Here is a 19100-nt window from a genome sequence, read left to right as displayed (position 1 = left end):
GAGGCAAGGGTGGGTTGAGAATTATTCTTGCTATCATTTGACGCACCATTAAACTGCTAGCTGCTTTTTTACTTGCTGGAACCTTTTAATGGCTCTGCTTCAGGTTGTTTATCGCCAGTTCCGCTGGCCTTTTATTGGCGTCATCCTTCTTACTTTACTCAGCGCCGCGCTTGGCATTGGCATGATCGCCTGGATCAATAGCGAGCTGATCACGGCCGTGAATACCTCGGTTGGTGTATTGCCAGAATTCCTCCTGCAACTGTTTTTGCTGATGGCGGTGACGCTGGGCTCACAGCTTTCGTTAACGTTGCTCGGGCATCAGTTTGTCTGGCGTCTGCGTGGGGAGTTTATCAAACGTATTCTCGACACCCGCGTGGAGCGTCTTGAACAGATCGGCAACGCACAACTGTTGGCCGGGCTGACCAGTGACGTGCGCGCGATTACTATCGCCTTTGTGCGCCTGCCTGAACTGATTCAGGGCATCATTATTACCCTCGGTTCTGCGCTATATATGGCGTGGCTCTCACCCAAAATGCTGCTGGTGACGTCAGTGTGGTTGGTGGTGACTCTGGTTGGCGGCTGGCTGCTGGTGTCTCGCGTGTATCAGCATATGGCGAAGTTACGTGAGGTGGAGGATGACCTGTATCGCGACTATCAGACCATCATTGAAGGGCGTAAAGAGCTACAGCTGAACCGCCAACGCGCGCAATTGATTTACGACAACGTCTATCAGGAAAATGCCAATAGCTATCGTCACCATATTGTGCGTGCCGATACATTCCACCTGAGCGCGGTGAACTGGTCAAACATTATGATGCTTGGCGCGATTGGCATCGTGTTCTGGATGGCTAACGGTCTTGGCTGGGCCAATACCGCCGTGGCCGCCACCTATTCATTGACGTTGCTGTTCCTGCGCACGCCGCTGCTGGCGGCAGTGGGGGCGTTGCCGACCTTGCTCAGCGCGCAGGTGGCGTTCCGCAAACTCCATACCTTTGACCTCGCCCCCTATGAGGCGGAATTTAAAAACTTGCCTGCGATTGGTGACTGGCAAACGCTGGAACTGCGCGATGTGCGCTTCCATTATGGCGAACATGGCTTCGAAGTGGGGCCGATTAACCTGACTTTACGACGTGGCGAGCTGGTGTTTCTGATTGGGGGTAACGGCAGTGGTAAATCGACGCTGGCAATGCTGCTCACCGGCCTGTACCAGCCACAATCTGGCGCGCTGTTGCTGGATGGTAAGGTGGTTGACTGGCATAACCTGGAGGCGTATCGCCAGCACTTCTCCGCGGTATTCACAGATGTGCATCTGTTTGATCGCCTGATCAACCGGGCAGGCAAGCCCGCCAATCCGGCATTGGTGCAGCAGTGGCTGGAACGCCTGAAAATGCAGGATAAATTGAAGCTGGCAGGCAACAAGGTGTTGAACCTGCAACTGTCGAAAGGGCAGAGCAAGCGTCTGGCGCTGCTGTTGGCCGCGGCCGAGGAGCGTGACATCCTGCTGCTTGATGAATGGGCAGCCGATCAGGACCCGCACTTCCGTCGTTTCTTCTATCGTGAATTGCTGCCGTGGTTACAGGAGTCGGGCAAGACGGTGTTCGCCATCAGCCATGACGATCACTACTTTATCCATGCTGACCGTCTGCTGGAAATGCGTGATGGCAAACTGAGTGAACTGACCGGCAGAGAACGTGAAATGGCGACGCTCGATGCGGTAAAACGTACCGATACCGGCCATTAACGCCAACTGGCAAAGCTTAGCGGAAAGGGTTATTGGTCAGCGGAGACGGAGCGCGCTAAGTTAACCACCAGCAGAGACTTCGGTTTCTGCCTCCCTGGAACATTTTCTGTCGTCTTGTGTTGTTACCGGCTCTGGAGGGTTCTGAGCCGGTTTTTTATTGCCCGGCAAGCGGGTGAGTCACCAGCGTGATAATGCGTTGCGCTTCACAACAAAAACGCGCCTGCAAAGCAACGTCCTGATCAAATCCATTACCAAAATCGGCGGTTAAGCGCAGTACGGCGCTACCGGTGGTCAGATCGGCCTCGCACAGTGCGGCCTGCAAGAAATCCATTGGCTGATGTAACTGCGGCCACAGCGCTTTGTAAAGACTCTCCTTCAGGGAAAACAGCAGCGTCGCCCCTTGGGCAAAAGGAAGCGCCAGTTGTTCCAGCAACTGGCGTTCCTGGGTGTTCATCAGCATTTCTGCCGTTTCCCGGGCAGTATCGTTGCTCATCACCTGTTCCACATCCACCCCGACACACAGCGGCTCTCGCGTGGCCGCCATCACCACCTGATTATGGCTGTGCGATAGCGAAGCCTGAATGCCAGCAGGCCAGCAGGGGGAACGATCCGCCGCATTACGCAGCACGAAGCCCTCCACGCCCAATTGCAGCAACACTTCACGCGCCAGCCAGCGGCTGGCGAGGTGTTCCGACTTACGTTTGACCACAGCGTTTGCCAGCGCAGCGGGTAGGGGGAGTTGCCAGCGCTGATGCAGATCGGCCTGCCAGTGCTGTTGCTCGAATTGACACCCGGCCAGCAGCAGAGATCCAGACGTTAAACCGGCAGCAGTGAAAAAAGGTGAGTCTGGGAGGGCAAGCGGTGAGGAGAAGGTAAACATAGAGAATCACGGCTGACGGAAAAAGCTATTTAATCAGTCAGCCGGAGAGAGGGCAAGCTCAGCGCTCACCGTCTTTAGTCATTGGGGGGAATGGCAAAACTCTTGATCGATACCACAAAATGCTGATGGCCTTTGCTGATGCGCGCTCCGCGATCGCACCAGCGAGACGCCAGGCGGAAGAAATCGTCGCTACCGATATCGTAAGCCAGTTCGACTTTGCTGATACCGGAGTGCAGGAGTTCTTCAGCGTCCTGCAGGTTTTTTGCTTTGATGACCATATCGGTTTTCCATCGAAAAACAGGAAGCTATAAGGTAGGGGATGTCTGTGACAGTTTTGTTTCAGTCAGATGAATTGCTGTCACAATCTGCCAAAAGTGTGATCCTGGTCCATATTGATTGCTTACGGTAACTGACTGATGTTTTGGGTAAAAACATTGTTAAAACTGATTTTTTTCTGATAAAGCTTAAGCAGTTCCCCAACAGGAGGTTGAGATGACAGTACCCCGGCTTACTACCCCGCGTTTGCTACTTGAACCCTTACAAAGCGACGATGCTATCCAGATACAACAGGTTTTTCCGCGCTGGGAAATTGTGCGTCATTTAACCAATGCGGTGCCCTGGCCCTATCCGTCGGACGGCGCCCGTTTTTTCGTTGATCAGGTCGCGTTACCGGCTATGGTCGCGGGACAGGCATGGCACTGGAGCTTGCGTCATCGCTCGGATGCGGATCGGCTAATCGGCCTGATCTCGTTACGCGCAGGCGAGGAAGATAACCGTGGTTTCTGGCTGGTACCGGAGTGGCAGGGGCAAGGATTGATGAGTGAAGCCTGTACTCTGATAACAGATTTCTGGTTTCAGACCCTGCAACAACCCCGTTTACGCGTGCCAAAAGCGATGGATAACCAGGCGTCACGACGGATCTCGGAACGCAGCGGGATGCGACTGATTGAAACCTTCAGCAAAGCCTTTGTTGGTGGAGAAATGCTGGCGGGCAATTGGGAAATCACGCGCGAGGAATGGCTGGCGCAACGCCCGTCGTTATGAGCGACTCTCGCGGCGGGTGAATAGCCACATCATGTAGGGGGCACCGAGCAAGGTAGCAACCAACCCTGCCGGAAGTTCCTGTGGTGCCAGCAGGTTGCGCCCGATCCAGTCGGCCACCACCATCATCAGTGCGCCGCAGGGAATGGCCAGCAGTAACTGCTGGCCGGGGCGACGGGCACCCAGCAGGCGGGCAATATGCGGGGCGGTCAGACCAATAAAGGATATCGGACCGACGGTAAGCGTAGCCCCTGCTGTCAACATGGCGATCAAACCCAGCGTGAGCAGACGTGTCTGCGTCAGCGCGATACCCACCGCACTGGCACAGGTGGGGCCGAGCGGCAGAATCATCATCCAGCGACGGAACAACCCCGTCAGCACGCTGAGCGTCAACGCCAGCAGTAGCGCGGTTACGGCATCGCCAGGCATGATGGTGTAGGTTGAACCAGAGAGCCAACTCAATAATGTCACGGCACGTTCGTCTCCGGAGGCGATGATGGTTGCCACCAGGGCCTGGAACAGCGCGCTGATGGCGACGCCGACCAACAGCACGCGATCGGCTGCGAAATGGTGACGACGCGAGAAAGACAAAATCATCAGTAGCGCCAGCAGTGCCCCGGCGCTGGTAACGGCAAAACGCAAACTGTGCGACACCTCGCCGGTCACCAGGGTTAATGCCAGCATTCCCAACGCCGCCCCGGCACTGACCCCCATCATCTCCGGGCTGGCCAGCCGATTACCACTAAAGCGTTGTAGCAGCACCCCTGCCGCAGCCAGCATCATCCCGGCGGCACAAGCCGCCAGAGAGCGTGGCCAGCGCCAGGGCAGCAGTGGCGACAGCGGGGACAGTGACGCCATGCTCCAGCCGTTGGGCGCGCGGCCAAAAACCAGCGAGAGCAGGAGAGTCAGCACCAGTAACAGAAACAGCGTGAGGCTAAGCAGATACAATCGACCATCCGCAACCTGTGCCCCCTCAACGGCAGCATTAACCGAGCTGAACGGTACTGACGGGGTGCGCATTCTGAGCAGCAACCAGAGGATTAGCGGTGCGCCAAACAGCGCGGTTGCGGCACCGGTTGGCACCAGTTCCCCCAATGCGTTGGCGAACGGTTGCACTGCCTGATCGGTGGCCCACAGTAATAGCGCGCCACATATCGGGGCCAGCAGTAATCGCTGTGCCAGACGGCGGGCACCGAGTAACTGTGCCAGCGCCGGCGCAGCCAACCCGACAAAGCCAATCACTCCCACGGCACTGACTACTGCGGCGGTCAGCAGGACTGCCAGTGAAAATCCGACCAGCCGCATGTAGCGACTGGGCAAGCCGAGACTGCTGGCGTGCATATCTCCTAACCCCAGCAGTTGCAACGGACGACATAACATCAGCGCCAGCAGCCAGCCGACCAACAATTGTCCACCGAGCAAACGGACATTGCCCCAGCCCTGCTGCACCAGTGAGCCGGCTCCCCAGATAAATAAACTGTGCAAATACGGGGCGTATAACAATTGCAGCACCGTGATTAACGAGCCACAGAATAAACTCACCACCAGCCCGGCAATGGCGACCCTGGAGGGTTACAGCCCACGCGAGGCCGCAAGCGTCAGTACCAGCACGGCAGCGATAAGCGCACCGGCGAGGGTGATCCAGGAACTGGCTGCCAGCCAGTGCGGGAGAAATACGGTGGTCAATGACAGGGCAAGTTGTGCCCCGGCGGCAACGCCAAGTGTCATTGGCTCAGCCAGTGGATTGCGCAGCGTTTGCTGAAACAGTAAGCCTGCCAGCCCCAGCGCGGCACCGCATAACAGGCTGATTGCCAGACGAGGCAGCCAGCTCTGCAATACCAACAACCGGTGAATATCAGGGTTTGCCGTCCAGGGGAGCAACGCGCGCCACTGTGCTACGGGTAACAATTGTGTCAGGTTGTGCAGGCTCAGTAGCACAGCCAACAATAACGCGATAGCTGACCCGCGCTTCATGCTGCCAGCACCGCGGATAACTGTTGGGCAAAACGAATCGCAGAAGGCAGCATGCCAAAGCCCCAAAACGCCGGTAATGCTGCGCGATGGCCGGCCTGTACCGCAGGCAAAGCCTGCCATAGCGCATTGTCTGTCAGGCCGTGCGTCATATTGGTGGGTAACGGGGTAAAATAAAGGATCCGCGCGTCATCCCTCACTGCCAGACTATCCAGCCCGGTGACGCTAATCCCCCAGTAATCGGTCGTCTGGTGCCAGCCGTTAGTAAGCCCTAAAGCATCCAGCACATCCTGAAACAGGCTGTGCTGACCATAGATACCGATATGGCGCGCATCGAAAAAGCGGATCAGGAACAGGGGGATATCTGGTTGTCGCGGCTGGGTCACTGGCTGCAACGCGTTTGCCGCCTCAGCGATTAACCGTGCCGCCGCAACCTGTTGCTGACACAATTCACCCAGTTGATGGGTTGCCGTAATGGCGTGTTGATACGGAGTGCCACTGTCACTGTAAATGGCAAAGGCGCGTACCGGTGCGATACGCTCCAGCATTGCGCGCTGTGACTCCTGGCTGGAGTTGATCAGGATATAGTCCGGTGCCAGTTGTTGTAGCCACTCCAGATTGGGTGCCAGGCGCAATCCAACATCGGGAACCTGTGCCGGGATTACCGGGGTCACCACATTGTCGTGGTAACCCGCGATCTCGGCGACGCCAACCGGGACCACCCCGATGGCCAGCAGCGTTTCCACCAGTCCCCAGTCGAGTACCACTAAACGGGGAGCGGGCAGAGAAGACGCACCAACCCGACACGCCATACCCGCTAGCGGGAGCAAGGCGATCGTTTGCAGAAAAGTGCGTCTTCTCATCTCATTACCAGCGGTAGCGCGCCGTTGCCAGCACGTCAGCACCTGCGGCATAGGTGCAGGTCGAGGCGCTGTAGCAAGAGGCAACATAGTGACGGTCCAGCAGGTTGCTGGCATTCAGGCTGAACAGCCAGTGCGCACCGGTGTCGTAGTGGATACCGGCATCCATCACCGTCGCCGAGGCTACACGAATGGTGTTGGAGGTATCTTTACTGGCCCCGATATAACGCACCCCGGCATTGATACCAAAGCCCTGCAATGCGCCTTGATGGAAGGTGTAATCCAGCCAGGCAGAGGCGGTATTGCGCGGCATTCCCCACAGACGTTTGCCTTGCATCGAGGTTGTGCCGCCGTCCAGCGTGGTGGCGCTGTCGTTGGAGTCGATGGTGACGGCATTCAGCCAGGTATAGGCGGAGATCAGCGTCAGGTTTGTCGTCAGGTTGGCGTGAGCCTCAACTTCAACCCCTTTTGACCGGACTTTACCTGCCTGAGTATCGTAGCCTGAGTGCACAGGATCGCTGGTCAGTACGTTCTTCTCGGTCAAATCAAACCATGAGGTAGTGATAAAGCCGTTGAAGCCAGTTGGCTGATATTTCACCCCCACTTCATATTGATTAGCGGTGGTCGGTTGCGCCATACCGCCGCCATACAGGGTACCCACCTGCGGGATGAAGGATTTGGCAAAGCTGGCATAGGGCGCGATGCCATTATCAAACTGATATACCAACCCGGTACGCCAGGTAAAGGCACGGGCGGATTGTTCGGTGGAAGAGTCAGTCACCGGATTGACATCATCCGCATGAGCCCAATCCTCGCGGATACCCAGCAGGTAGCTCCAGTTGCCCAGGCGCATCTGATCCTGGGTATATACGCCCAGTTGTTTCTGGCGAATATGGTCGTCCGAACTGGTGGCTGGCATGGCGATGTCGCTGTATTGCGGGGCGAAGGCATCAATGGTTGACGCGGCACCTAAACCGACGGTTTCGCGATACAGCACGCGTTGGAAATCGACGCCTGACAGCAGTTGGTGCGACAGCGCGCCAGTATTGAACTCCGCTTCTAACTGATTATCAACGGACAGCGTTTTCGCCTGTTCGTGGTTAAAGAAGGCGTAGCGATTTAATACCCGGTCAGAGCCGCTGGCGTAGCCGTTGGTGAAGACATTCTCAAGGTTATCTTTCACGTCGCTGTAATGCACATTTTGCCGCATCATCAGGCTGTCGTTCAGACGATGCCAGAATTCGTAGCCAACCGAGAACTGGGTGCGTGAATGGTGATCAAAATTGGCATCGCCAAGGTTGGTCTGCGGTGAGATTTTCCCATGTGGGCCGCTGTACACGCTGCCAACTGCCGGGACAAAGTTGTAGTAACCCACATCCGGATCACGTTGATACTTCGCCAGCAGCGTCAGTGAAGTATCGTCATTCGGCTTCCAGGTGATGGCTGGCGCGACATACACATGCTTCTGGCGGGTGTCATCCACCTGGGTTTTGCTGTCGGTGGCGCTGGCCGTCAGGCGATAGAGCAGGGTGCCGTCATCGTTGGCCTTACCGCCAACGTCAAAGCCGGTTTGCAGATGGTCATGGTTGCCTGCGGTGACAAACACCTCATGTACTGGCGTCTCGGTGGGTTTTTTGCTGGTCAGATTGACCACCCCGCCCGGATTCACCTGGCCGTACAGCACCGAGGCTGGGCCGTGCAGCACTTCAATGTTGCTAAAACCATAGGTGTCATAATTGGCGATGGCATAGCCGAAGCTGCTGTCGCTCGGCATGCGAGCACCGTCAAGGAACTGTTCCAGATAGAAACCGCGACTGAACATATACCCGGCGCCACTGCTGGATGCACCACGAATCTCTGAAACCACGCCGGAGGTATAACGCAGCGCTTCTGCGGCGGTTTGTGCGGCCTGCAAATCCATCTGCTTACGCGTCACGCTGGATACTGATTGCGGCACCTCAATCTTCGGGGTGGCGGTTTTGGTGGCACTGGTGGTGCTGGTGGCGACGACGCCACTGCCATCCATGTGCTGTAGCGGGTTATTCTGCGCGTTGGCGGTCACCACCATTTGCTGATCGGCGGCACTGCTTCTGCATGCGATTAGCATTAACGCCATCATGCTGAGTGCGAAAGGCGCTTTGCTCATGCCTGTCATTTTGCACATCAATTTTCCCTATCTTTGAATAAGTTAAAGAAATGCTCACCATTAAAAAGTGCATACTGGATAAGGCTTTTTTGACTCGCGTTACGATAAGGAAAGGGCAGCGTAACGGGTAATCCCGACCAGGAGAAGGCGAATGATAATGATTTTATTTCTTATTAAAAGATGGCGAATGTCTGCTAATCTGTGTCTTTATAACTAACCCTGAAAATGCGACAAAGGTTGTCGCAAACGACAAATCGTTACGCGTTTTTCAGGTATCCGGCGAGAGGGGTGATGGAAGGTCAGATTCCGCAACTGAAGCCTGAGATGCTGAGTGCAACCTCGGTACCTACTGCGGTTTCCTATTTTTATGCCCGTGAGCAGGCGCAGGCCTGGCACTCCCACGCAACGGTACAGTTGACCTGGTGCAGTCGTGGTGCCATCACCATTCACACCGCGCAGGCAAGCTGGACGCTGCCACCCTGGCGTGGACTATGGATCCCTTCGGGGCTGCCACATCAAACCCATGCTCAGGCGGGGACGCAAACCCATAATCTCTACCTGTCTGAAACCGGTGAGAAGAAATGTATCGCAGCAGTGTGCCCGCTGCGGGTGACGCCCCTGGTGCATCAGTTGGTCAACGAACTCAGTGCGCAGCACCCGGCGCGCAATGCACTGATTCTGCCGCTGCTATGCAATGAATTAAGCCAGGCCCCTGCCGCCACGGTGGGGTGTCTGCCGGTGGTGACCGAGCCGAGATTGCTGGCGCTCACCGGGATGCTGACCACGCACCCCGCTAACCACCAAACGCTGGCAACCCTGAGCCTGCGTGCTGGCACGACGTCACGCACCATTGCCCGTTTGTTTCGCCAGCATACGGGCCTGACATTTGCGCAGTGGCGGCAGCAGTTAACCATCATGACCTCCATCAATCAGCTATCCCAGGGAGTGTCGGTGGAAGAGATCGCTCAACAGCAGGGGTATTGCAACGGCAGCGCATTGATTGCCATGTTCAGCAAGGTGCTGGGCATGACGCCACAACGCTATTTTGCGCTCAGGAGTTAATGTGCTCCTTGCAGTAGCGGCGTTTCCAGCTTGCTGGGGTCAGCCCGGTATGTTTACGAAAAATCTGACGAAAGTAGCTGGTGTCGTTGAATCCGCACTGCCGTCCCACCTCAGTTAATGACAGCGAATTATTGATCAGCAACTTTTCCGCCATCAGAACGCGCTGGCGGTGGAGGGCCTCCGTCAGCGTCAGGCGAAAGGTGCGGCGATAGACCCGCCCAAGATAATCCGCGTTGCAGTGCAACTCTTTTGCCAGTGATGATGTGGAAAGCGGCAGGTGGAATTGCGTGCGGATGATCTGATTGGCTTTCCACGCCAATGCCAGGCCGGGACTGTCATTGGTGCTTTCCTGCGGGCCGGGCGCGGCAATTTGTTGCAGGATCAGCAACAAAATACACTCCAGCGCGATGCTGCGATGAATGTTTTCCTGCTCGCTGAGAAACTGACGAAACAGCGAAATGACGTATTGGGGATCGCTGACGCGTGTGTGCTGCGGGATGTTCAGCAGTGTCGCATGTAACCCGGCTGCCGATGTGGCTTTCAGCCAGTCAAAATGCAACCAGTAGAATTTGAGGTCGGCAGGAAATGCCCCTTCACCCACATGACGATGGCCGGGTCGCAGCAGCAAACTCTCTCCTGCCTGGACGGTGAACAGGCGATCGTCTTCGCGGATTTGCAGTTGTCCTCGTTCAACAAAGATGACTTCCCACGAGGTCAGAATCCGTGCCGGATGGCTTCCTACCCCACGCGAAATGAACAACCCGCCATTTTGCACCTGAATCGGAAACGCTATGGATAATTCGAGCATTGATATTCAATTTTCCGCTTTTTATGTCATATAAAATACGATTTCTTATTGATTATTAATCATAAAATCTTCATTCGCTCGATCCAGTTCACACTTTGTTAATCAGGTCGGAATTACCCCTTTTTTATACTTTTCCCTTCCCTTGTTGCACGGCATATTCCGGGCAGAATAAATCCGTACCTGAAAATAAGCCCGCCCTGATGCGGGTAATGGACTCTGACCCTGATGAGGAGTTTGCAATGACTTCTACCCCGATTACCCACACCGAATTGACGCAGCAGGCAGCGAGTGATTCGCTCTCTCTGCGTGAGAAAATCGGTTACGGGCTGGGTGATGCCGGTGGCACGGTGATCACCTGCCTGATCATGAATTTCCTGACATTTTTCTATACCGATGTGTTTGGCCTGACACCTGCGCTGGTCGGGACGCTGTTTATTGCGCTGCGCGTGTTTGATGCCGTATCCGACCCGATTATGGGCATTGTGGCAGACCGTACTCAAAGTCGCTGGGGACGTTTCCGTCCGTGGCAGCTGTGGATCGCGGTACCGATTGGCATTATCGGCGTACTGACCTTTACCGTCCCTGACGTCAGTATGAATCTGAAGATCATCTGGGCGTTTGGTACTTATCTGCTGCTCTCCGTCAGCTACACCGCGATTAACGTGCCGTACTGCGCATTGATCAACACTATGACCAGCCGCCACAGCGAAGTGATTGCCTGCCAGTCATGGCGTTTTGTGCTGTGCGGTGTGGCGGGCTTTTTGGTATCGGTGGGGCTGCCGTGGCTGGTATCGACCCTGGGCAACGGCAATGCGGCGCAGGGATATCAGCTCGGTGTCGGTATCCTGTGTAGCGTGGCGGTGGTGATGTTTCTGTGCTGCTTTTTCTGGGTGCGCGAGCGTGTCTCGCTGGACAGTATGGGGAAATTTACCCTGCGGGAACATCTGGCAGGGCTGCGCAAAAATGACCAACTGCTGCTGATGCTGCTGATGTCGTTCCTGCTGATCAATGTGTTCAACATTCGGGGGGGCGGCTACATGTACTTCATCACCTACGTGTTGCAGGGCAGTACCGCTTACACCTCGCTGTTTTTTACCATGGTGACTTTTGCTTCGATTCTTGGCTCGGTGCTGGTCAGCCCGCTGTCAAAACGCGTGGATACCGTCAGGCTGTATTATTGGACCAACATCGTGCTGGCTGCGCTGGCGGTATTAATGTGGCTCTTGCCCACCGGCCCGGCGTGGCAAACCCTCTGGCTGGTGGTGATCCTTGGCAATGGGATTATCCTTGGCTTCACGCTGCCGCTGCATTTTTCACTGATGGCCTTTGCCGATGATTACGGCGAGTGGAAAACCGGCGTACGTTCTTCGGGGATGAACTTCGCCTTTAACCTGTTTTTCATCAAGTTGGCCTGGGCCTCCAGTGCCGGCATCATCAGCCTGGTGTTTATTTTCGTCGCCTATCAACCTGGTGCAGCTAACCAGACGGCGGTATCTCTGCACGGCATCACCAGCATGGAAACCTTGTTGCCTGCCTTTTTCCACCTGCTGCTGGCGTTCACCATTCTCGCCTGCAAACTCAAAAATCCCATGATGGCGCGCATTGCCAGCGATCTGCGTGTTCGCCATGTCCAGTCTTAAGGAGAACGTTATGTCTGTAATGGAAGTCGATCTGCATCAGCTCAAAATTAACGATCCGTTCCTCGGTCAGTATCAGCAACTGGTGCGTGATGTCGTGATCCCCTATCAATGGGAGGCACTGAACGACCAGATTGCTGAAGCCGATCCCAGCCATGCGATTGAAAATTTCCGTATCGCTGCCGGGTTACAGCAGGGGGAATTCTACGGCATGGTGTTTCAGGACAGCGACGTGGCGAAGTGGCTGGAGGCGGTTGCCTGGTCGCTGTGCCAGCGGCCAGATGCAGAACTGGAGAAAACCGCTGATGAGGTGATTGAACTGGTGGCGGCCGCCCAGTGTGACGATGGCTATCTTAACACTTACTTCACTGTCAAAGCGCCCAACGAACGCTGGACTAACCTCGCGGAGTGTCATGAGCTGTACTGTGCCGGACACATGATCGAGGCCGGTGTCGCTTTCTTTCAGGCCACCGGCAAGCGCCGACTGCTGGAAGTGGTGTGTAAACTTGCCGACCATATCGACAGCGTGTTCGGGCCGGGTGATACCCAGTTGCACGGCTATCCGGGACATCCGGAAATCGAGCTGGCGTTGATGCGTCTGCATGAAGTGACCCGGGAGCCGCGTTATTTGACGCTGGTGAACTACTTCGTTGAGCAGCGTGGCACGCAGCCGCATTTTTACGATAGCGAGTACGAAAAGCGTGGCAAGACCTCTTACTGGAATACCTATGGCCCCGCATGGATGGTAAAAGACAAAGCCTACAGTCAGGCGCATCAACCGATTGCCGAACAACACACGGCGATTGGCCACGCAGTGCGCTTTGTCTATCTGATGACCGGGGTGGCGCACCTGGCCAGACTCAATCAGGATGAGGCAAAACGTCAGGACTGCCTGCGGCTGTGGCATAACATGGTCCAGCGCCAGTTATATATCACCGGCGGTATCGGTTCGCAAAGCAGTGGCGAAGCTTTCAGCAGTGATTACGATTTGCCGAACGACAGCGTCTATGCCGAAAGCTGCGCGTCGATTGGCCTGATGATGTTTGCCCGTCGCATGGTGGAGATGGAGGCCGACAGCCAATATGCCGATGTGATGGAGCGGGCGTTATATAACACCGTGCTGGGGGGGATGGCGCTGGATGGTAAACACTTCTTCTACGTCAATCCGCTGGAAGTCCATCCGAAAACCCTCAGCGCAAACCATATCTATGACCACGTAAAACCGGTGCGCCAGCGCTGGTTCGGTTGTGCCTGTTGTCCACCCAATATTGCTCGCGTGCTGACTTCACTCGGTCATTACATCTATACGCCACGCGAAGATGCGTTGTATATCAATCTCTATGTTGGCAATAGCCTTGAAGTGCCGGTGGGTGAGGATAAGTTGCGCTTGCGCATCGGTGGCAATTTCCCGTGGCAGGAGCAGGTGACCATCACCATTGATTCCCCGCAACTCATTCAGCACACGCTGGCATTACGTTTGCCGGACTGGTGCGATGCGCCACAGGTGATGCTTAATGGTACGGCAGTGGAAGGTCAGGTCCGGAAAGGCTATCTGCATATTAGCCGCTGCTGGAAGGAGGGCGATACCTTAATCCTGACGTTGCCGATGCCGGTACGTCGTGTCTATGGCAATCCGCTGGTACGTCATGTGGCGGGTAAAGTGGCGATCCAGCGCGGGCCACTGATCTATTGTCTTGAACAGGCCGATAACGGTGAGGAACTGCATAACCTGTGGTTACCGCAAACGGCGACCTTCCGCACTTTTGAAGGTAAAGGGCTGTTTGCGCACAAGGTGTTGATCCAGGCTGAAGGCAGCAAACACAGTGCGAGTTCGCCGGAAGAACAAGCGCTATGGCATTATGATCGCTCTCCTGCCACCCGTCAGACACAAACATTGACCTTTATTCCCTGGTTTAGCTGGGCGAATCGAGGGGAAGGCGAGATGCGAATCTGGGTGAATGAGGGATAGCAGAAAATAAAAAAACAGCCATAAGGCTAATGCTGGTCAGTTAAGGCTGCCATTTTTAAGGAATGGCAGCCTTTTTTCATGCGTACTCTGCTTTGGGCCATCGCCCCTCTACGGCTGCCTGGCAGTCCTCGCGCCGCTGACGCGGTGCCTTCAGCTTCAACGTCGTGCCGACGGACCGTTCGGGGAAGTCCATCCCTGTTCACCCCGAACTGACTCACGCATCCCTGCGTGAGTCTCCTGGCACAACGTCAAAGCCTCAGCGCTGCGGATAGCCCTTTGCAGCAGCAGAGGGGCGATGGCCTTCACAATTGTGCCCTTTCTGGCAACACACATCGAAGCTCTGGAGCAGGCTGGGGCCGCTCCGGGGCTGGCAATCCGCAGCGCTGAACAGAGTGAGTCTGCCAGGAGAGCGCGCATGGATGCGCGCGAAAGGCGGGGGTGGGACAGGGATGTTCCATCCCCGCCGGTCCGTGAGGCAGACGAATGACGTGAAGGAACCGCGTCAGCGGCGCGAGGGCAACCAGCCCCGGAGTGACACCAGGCTGCGTTATCACCGATTGCTTAACTGACCAGCAATAGCCTTATGGCTGCTTTTTTATTGGGAATTTTGGTCGGCACGAGAGGATTTGAACCTCCGATTGAGGGTGATTCACCTGACCGAAACAAAAATGATGAAAGCCCGGATGTTCCACTTTCATCCGGACCCCAACCATTCCAGTATTCCATCCCACCATGCTGCGCAATTCCTGAACTTTCGGATGTGTATCTGGAACATCATCAGGCTGTGAATTGAACAAAATGTTCAACATCAAGGGCTGGAAATAACGATATGTAATGTTCCCCCAGTGAATAAAATCTGCCTTTACATTAAACATATATGATTTAACATATGTGTTAAATGATTATCAGGAAACATCACTGATGCAGCCAGTTCAACTTTTCAAACTCCTTGCTGATGAGACACGCACAACAATCATCTTGCTGTTGCGTGAGGCTGGAGAACTCTGTGTGTGCGACCTATGTGCTTTTACAAGTCAATCCCAGCCGAAGATTTCACGCCACATTGCGTTACTGCGAGATGCTGGTTTGGTGTTGGATCGTCGTGAGGGTAAATGGATTCACTACCGTTTATCGCCTCATATGCCAGCCTGGGCGGCGTCGATAATAGATACTGCCTGGAGCAGTCAGCGTGATGAATTACGTGAATCATTCAAAAGTGCCAACGCAAATGTGTGCGGCCGTTAAAACATATTCATAAAAACATATGTATTTTCAGAGCAGGGGATTTTAATGTTACTGGCAGGCGCAATATTTGTTCTCACCATCATTTTTGTCATCTGGCAACCTCGCGGACTTAGCATCGGCTGGACCGCGTCGATAGGCGCAGTTCTGGCGTTGATGACCGGGGTCATCCAGTTACATGACATTCCGGTTGTCTGGAATATCGTCTGGAACGCAACGACTGCGTTTATCGCAGTAATAATCATCAGCCTGTTGTTGGACGAATCGGGTTTTTTCGAATGGTGTGCCTTGCATGTCGCCAAATGGGGTAACGGGCGAGGGCGGTTGCTGTTTACGTATATCGTCCTGTTAGGTGCTGCGGTTGCTGCATTATTCGCTAATGATGGTGCGGCGCTGATTCTGACACCTATTGTTATCGCGATGCTACTGGCATTGGGGTTCAGCAAAGGAACGACACTGGCTTTCGTTATGGCGGCAGGCTTTATCGCGGATACCGCCAGTTTGCCGCTGATAGTCTCCAATCTGGTTAACATCGTTTCTGCCGATTTTTTCCAACTGGGATTTAGTGATTATGCGTCAATCATGGTGCCGGTTGATCTTGCTGCCATCATTGCCACGCCGATCGTACTGCATCTTTTCTTCCGCAAGGAGATTCCCAGCCACTACGATCTTTCCCTGCTAAAGTCCCCGGCTGAAGCCATCAAAGACCCTGCGACATTTAAAATGGGCTGGCTAGTGTTGGTTCTGCTGTTGGTTGGTTTCTTCCTCCTTGAGCCGCTCGGTATTCCTGTCAGTGCAATAGCGGCGGTTGGTGCGCTAACGCTATTTGCGGTGGCTAAACGCGGTCATGCTATTAACACAGGAAAAGTTCTGCGAGGCGCACCCTGGCAGATCGTCATTTTCTCACTGGGGATGTATTTGGTCGTCTACGGTCTGAAAAATGCGGGCCTCACCCAGTATCTCACCTTGCTGTTGAATACCTTTGCAAACGGGGGGGTATGGAGTGCCACCTTTAGCACTGGTTTAGTTACGGCGATACTTTCATCTGTGATGAACAATATGCCTGTTGTTTTGATCGGTGCGCTCTCAATTGATGCCAGCACGGCGGAAGGTGTCATTAAAGAAGCCATGATTTATGCCAACGTAATTGGCTGCGATTTGGGGCCGAAGATCACACCCATTGGAAGTCTCGCTACGTTACTTTGGCTGCATGTACTCGATCAGAAAAACATCAAGATTAGCTGGGGTTACTACTTCCGGGTGGGTGTTGTGATGACACTGCCAGTGCTGCTGGTAACTCTGAGTGCGCTAGCTTTGCGCCTGGCCTTTACCCAATGATTTGAGAATGAACATGACTGACATCACCATCTATCATAATCCTGCTTGCGGGACTTCACGTAACACGTTGGCATTAATTCGCAACAGTGGAGTTGAACCTGTTGTCATCCACTATCTGGAGACACCGCCGCAACGTGAAGAGTTAAAGGAACTGATCCATGCGATGGGGATTAGTGTGCGGGCCTTATTACGCAAGAATGTCGAGCCTTATCAGCAACTCGGTTTGGCTGATGAGCACTTTAGCGATGATCAATTGCTTGATGCCATGCTGTCTTATCCCATCCTGATTAACCGTCCGATAGTGGTGACACCATTAGGGACGCGGTTATGTCGCCCCTCAGAAGTGGTGCTTGAGATTCTTCCTGACCCACAGCAGGGGGAGTTCAGCAAAGAAGATGGCGAAAAAGTGATTGATAAGGATGGCAACCGTCTGCTGTGATTGCAGCATGCAGAAAATAAAAAAGCAGCCTTTATGGCTGCTTTTTTATTGGGAATTTTGGTCGGCACGAGAGGATTTGAACCTCCGACCCCTGACACCCCATGACAGTGCGCTACCAGGCTGCGCTACGTGCCGAACGTGGAGGCATATAGTAACGTTTCCGCGCGCGATTGCAAGATGCACGGGATTTAACTGCCTCATAATTAATCAGTTTGCGATGAAACGCTTCTGTTCCGTCAGCACTTGCAACAGCAATGCCAGTTCAGGTTTATGGTCCCTGAGGACTTTTCCCTGCGCATCATAAGCGTAATAGCTGCCGTTGTTGTTCAGCACCAGGGTTGTTTCAGGGGTAGTGACTACCAATCTGCCATCTTCACTGCTCGCCACCCAATTATGGTTGCGTTGCGCGGCAAAAAGATCTTCACCCTGAGAGTAGTTCACCGGATTGGTACGCACATGCAACAGACGCTGCATCAATGTTGCCATCACATCCTGCTGATCGGTCAGGCGATCGATAGTTTGTGCAGGCGTATTAGGCCAGTGCACCACCAGCGGTACCTGAAGCGTCGCACGGTTACCTGGATTGTCATCATCACCATCCAGCGCAATCGCATGCTGGGCGGTAATCACCACAACGGTATTTTTCAACAAATCGCGCTCCTGCAAAGTTTGCAGCACAGCGGCGATTTGGCTGTCAACGCCAGCGGCCTGACGCAGATAGCTGCGCTGGCGCGCTTTAACACTGTCGCCATTCACGGTAATGCCGTTCAACGCGATCCAGGAGAACCACGGGGCATTATTGTCTTTCTGCCCATTCAGCCAGTTTTGCCATTGGGTAACCGTAGCGCTATTGGTCTGACTCTCCATCGTTGGCAGCGAGTAATCGGCCAGCAATGCCTGGCGATACAAGGGCTGATTAAAGCCATCGGACGAGAACAGGCCGAACTGATAACCCTGGCTATTCAGGGCGCTGAGTAACGCGGAAGGCATACGCGCCGCCAACACGCCATCCATATAGCTGGATGAGATACCGTAGAAAAGGCCAAACAGGCCTTTTTCAGCCTGGTTGCCCGCGCTGAAGTGTTGCGTGAAACGCACATTGTCGCTGGCAAACTGAGTGAGCGACGGCAGGGCTTTCTCTACCGTAGCGTTGTTAAGGCCGTTTACCGTCAGCACCAACAAGTTATGCCGTGTACCGCCATCGCGGAAAGTAATGTCGCTCAGCGGATATTGAACCGAGAGGGCTTCGGGATCACCTTGTTGCACCAGACGACGCTGATATTCCTGTGCATCCAACAGGCCGTGGCGTTCAAGGAAACGTCTTGCGGTCATTGGATAAGAAAGTGGCAGGTTCGCGCGCTGCATGGTGATGGGGCGATAGAAATTGGCATCGGCCCAGATATACAGTAGATGGCTGGCGAAGAACGCTGAGATAAACAACGCCGCCAGCGGCTTGCCGAATGAGCGTCGATTGAGGCTGCGCAGTTTCTGCCAGCTCCAGGTGGCGAACAGCATCTCCACCAGGAATATGATCGGCACACCGATAAACATCAGCTGCCAGTCACGCGCCATCTCACTCTGGTCGGGGTTAATCACCAGTTCCCACACCACCGGGTTGAGGTGGAGATGGAAGCGATTGAACACCGCGCTGTCGACCATAATCAGCGTCAGGCCCGCCGTCGCGATAATGGCCGACAGGAATCTCAGCAGCCGTTGCGACATCACCACGAAGGTGAGGGGGAAAATTATCAGCAGATAGCCAGCAAACACCAGGAAGCTAAAGTGGCCAATCCAGCTGCTGTAGGCATAGATACGACCAGCCAGCGACGCGGGCCAGTCGGAAACCAACAGGTAGCGGCTGCCTAAAATTAACGCGAAGATAATATTAAACAGGGCAAACCAATGCCCCCAGCTGATCATCTGGGAGACTTTTTCACGGTAGCGCTGCCGGTTGGTTACCATATTA

At 54.6% G+C, this 19100-nt stretch carries 14 protein-coding genes, 1 tRNA gene and 1 pseudogene; 8 read left to right on the top strand and 8 right to left on the bottom strand.

The window, feature by feature from the left end:
- Positions 1-88 precede the first annotated feature (88 nt).
- Positions 89-1741: a multidrug ABC transporter permease/ATP-binding protein gene (locus L579_RS14940; protein WP_021185039.1), complete on the top strand. Its 1653-nt coding sequence runs from the start codon at positions 89-91 to the stop codon at positions 1739-1741.
- A gap of 154 nt (positions 1742-1895) precedes the next feature.
- Here the strand turns inward: L579_RS14940 and L579_RS14935 are convergent, their stop codons facing one another.
- Complete coding sequence (locus tag L579_RS14935) at positions 1896-2621, bottom strand: 4'-phosphopantetheinyl transferase family protein (RefSeq protein ID WP_021185038.1); 726 nt, start codon at positions 2619-2621, stop codon at positions 1896-1898.
- Between the two features lie 74 nt (positions 2622-2695).
- A complete protein-coding gene (locus L579_RS14930) occupies positions 2696-2899 on the bottom strand; it encodes a hypothetical protein (protein WP_013509840.1) in 204 nt (67 codons plus the stop codon).
- 214 nt (positions 2900-3113) lie between these two features.
- On the opposite strand from L579_RS14930, the gene L579_RS14925 reads away from it, so the two are divergent.
- Complete coding sequence (locus tag L579_RS14925; protein ID WP_021185037.1) at positions 3114-3665, top strand: GNAT family N-acetyltransferase; 552 nt, start codon at positions 3114-3116, stop codon at positions 3663-3665.
- Here L579_RS14925 and fhuB read toward each other — a convergent pair.
- The 3 genes and pseudogenes from fhuB to L579_RS14910 form a co-directional block, all read right to left on the bottom strand.
- Positions 3660-5636 (bottom strand): annotated as a pseudogene (gene fhuB / locus L579_RS14920) (Fe(3+)-hydroxamate ABC transporter permease FhuB). The gene L579_RS14925 and the pseudogene fhuB overlap by 6 nt on opposite strands.
- Positions 5633-6496, bottom strand: coding sequence for an ABC transporter substrate-binding protein (locus L579_RS14915; protein ID WP_036626799.1), 864 nt, complete (start codon positions 6494-6496; stop codon positions 5633-5635). Before L579_RS14915 ends, fhuB begins: the two are co-directional and overlap by 4 nt.
- A 4-nt stretch (positions 6497-6500) precedes the next feature.
- Positions 6501-8657: a TonB-dependent siderophore receptor gene (locus L579_RS14910; protein WP_021185035.1), complete on the bottom strand. Its 2157-nt coding sequence runs from the start codon at positions 8655-8657 to the stop codon at positions 6501-6503.
- A gap of 273 nt (positions 8658-8930) precedes the next feature.
- Between L579_RS14910 and L579_RS14905 the strand changes: the two genes are divergently transcribed.
- Positions 8931-9701, top strand: a complete 771-nt coding sequence (locus L579_RS14905; protein ID WP_051337978.1) for an AraC family transcriptional regulator — start codon at positions 8931-8933, stop codon at positions 9699-9701.
- Here L579_RS14905 and L579_RS14900 read toward each other — a convergent pair.
- The gene (locus L579_RS14900; protein ID WP_021185033.1) at positions 9691-10509 is read right to left on the bottom strand and encodes a helix-turn-helix domain-containing protein; all 819 of its coding nucleotides are present in this window, start codon (positions 10507-10509) and stop codon (positions 9691-9693) included. The two genes, L579_RS14905 and L579_RS14900, sit on opposite strands and share 11 nt — an antisense overlap.
- A 239-nt stretch (positions 10510-10748) precedes the next feature.
- Between L579_RS14900 and L579_RS14895 the strand changes: the two genes are divergently transcribed.
- From L579_RS14895 to arsC, 5 genes are all read left to right on the top strand, one after another.
- Positions 10749-12149, top strand: a complete 1401-nt coding sequence (locus L579_RS14895; RefSeq protein ID WP_021185032.1) for an MFS transporter — start codon at positions 10749-10751, stop codon at positions 12147-12149.
- 10 nt (positions 12150-12159) lie between these two features.
- On the top strand, positions 12160-14115 hold the full coding sequence (locus tag L579_RS14890) for a glycoside hydrolase family 127 protein (RefSeq protein WP_021185031.1): 1956 nt from the start codon (positions 12160-12162) through the stop codon (positions 14113-14115).
- A 918-nt stretch (positions 14116-15033) separates the two neighbouring features.
- A complete protein-coding gene (locus L579_RS14880) occupies positions 15034-15360 on the top strand; it encodes a metalloregulator ArsR/SmtB family transcription factor (RefSeq protein WP_036626855.1) in 327 nt (108 codons plus the stop codon).
- A 45-nt stretch (positions 15361-15405) separates the two neighbouring features.
- A complete protein-coding gene (locus L579_RS14875) occupies positions 15406-16695 on the top strand; it encodes an arsenic transporter (protein ID WP_021185029.1) in 1290 nt (429 codons plus the stop codon).
- Positions 16696-16708: 13 nt separating this feature from the next.
- Positions 16709-17134 carry a glutaredoxin-dependent arsenate reductase gene (gene arsC / locus L579_RS14870; RefSeq protein ID WP_036626852.1) on the top strand — a complete coding sequence of 142 codons (426 nt, stop codon included), beginning with the start codon at positions 16709-16711 and terminating at the stop codon, positions 17132-17134.
- 58 nt (positions 17135-17192) lie between these two features.
- Here arsC and L579_RS14865 read toward each other — a convergent pair.
- Positions 17193-17269: transfer RNA gene (locus L579_RS14865), tRNA-Pro, on the bottom strand.
- Between the two features lie 72 nt (positions 17270-17341).
- Complete coding sequence (gene yejM / locus L579_RS14860) at positions 17342-19096, bottom strand: LPS biosynthesis-modulating metalloenzyme YejM (protein WP_021185027.1); 1755 nt, start codon at positions 19094-19096, stop codon at positions 17342-17344.
- Positions 19097-19100 lie beyond the last annotated feature (4 nt).

This window comes from Pantoea sp. AS-PWVM4 (genome assembly GCF_000468095.1).
GTDB lineage: Bacteria > Pseudomonadota > Gammaproteobacteria > Enterobacterales > Enterobacteriaceae > Pantoea > Pantoea phytobeneficialis.
Note: the sequence above shows the minus strand (reverse complement) of the source record. Positions and strands in the feature narration are given on the sequence as shown.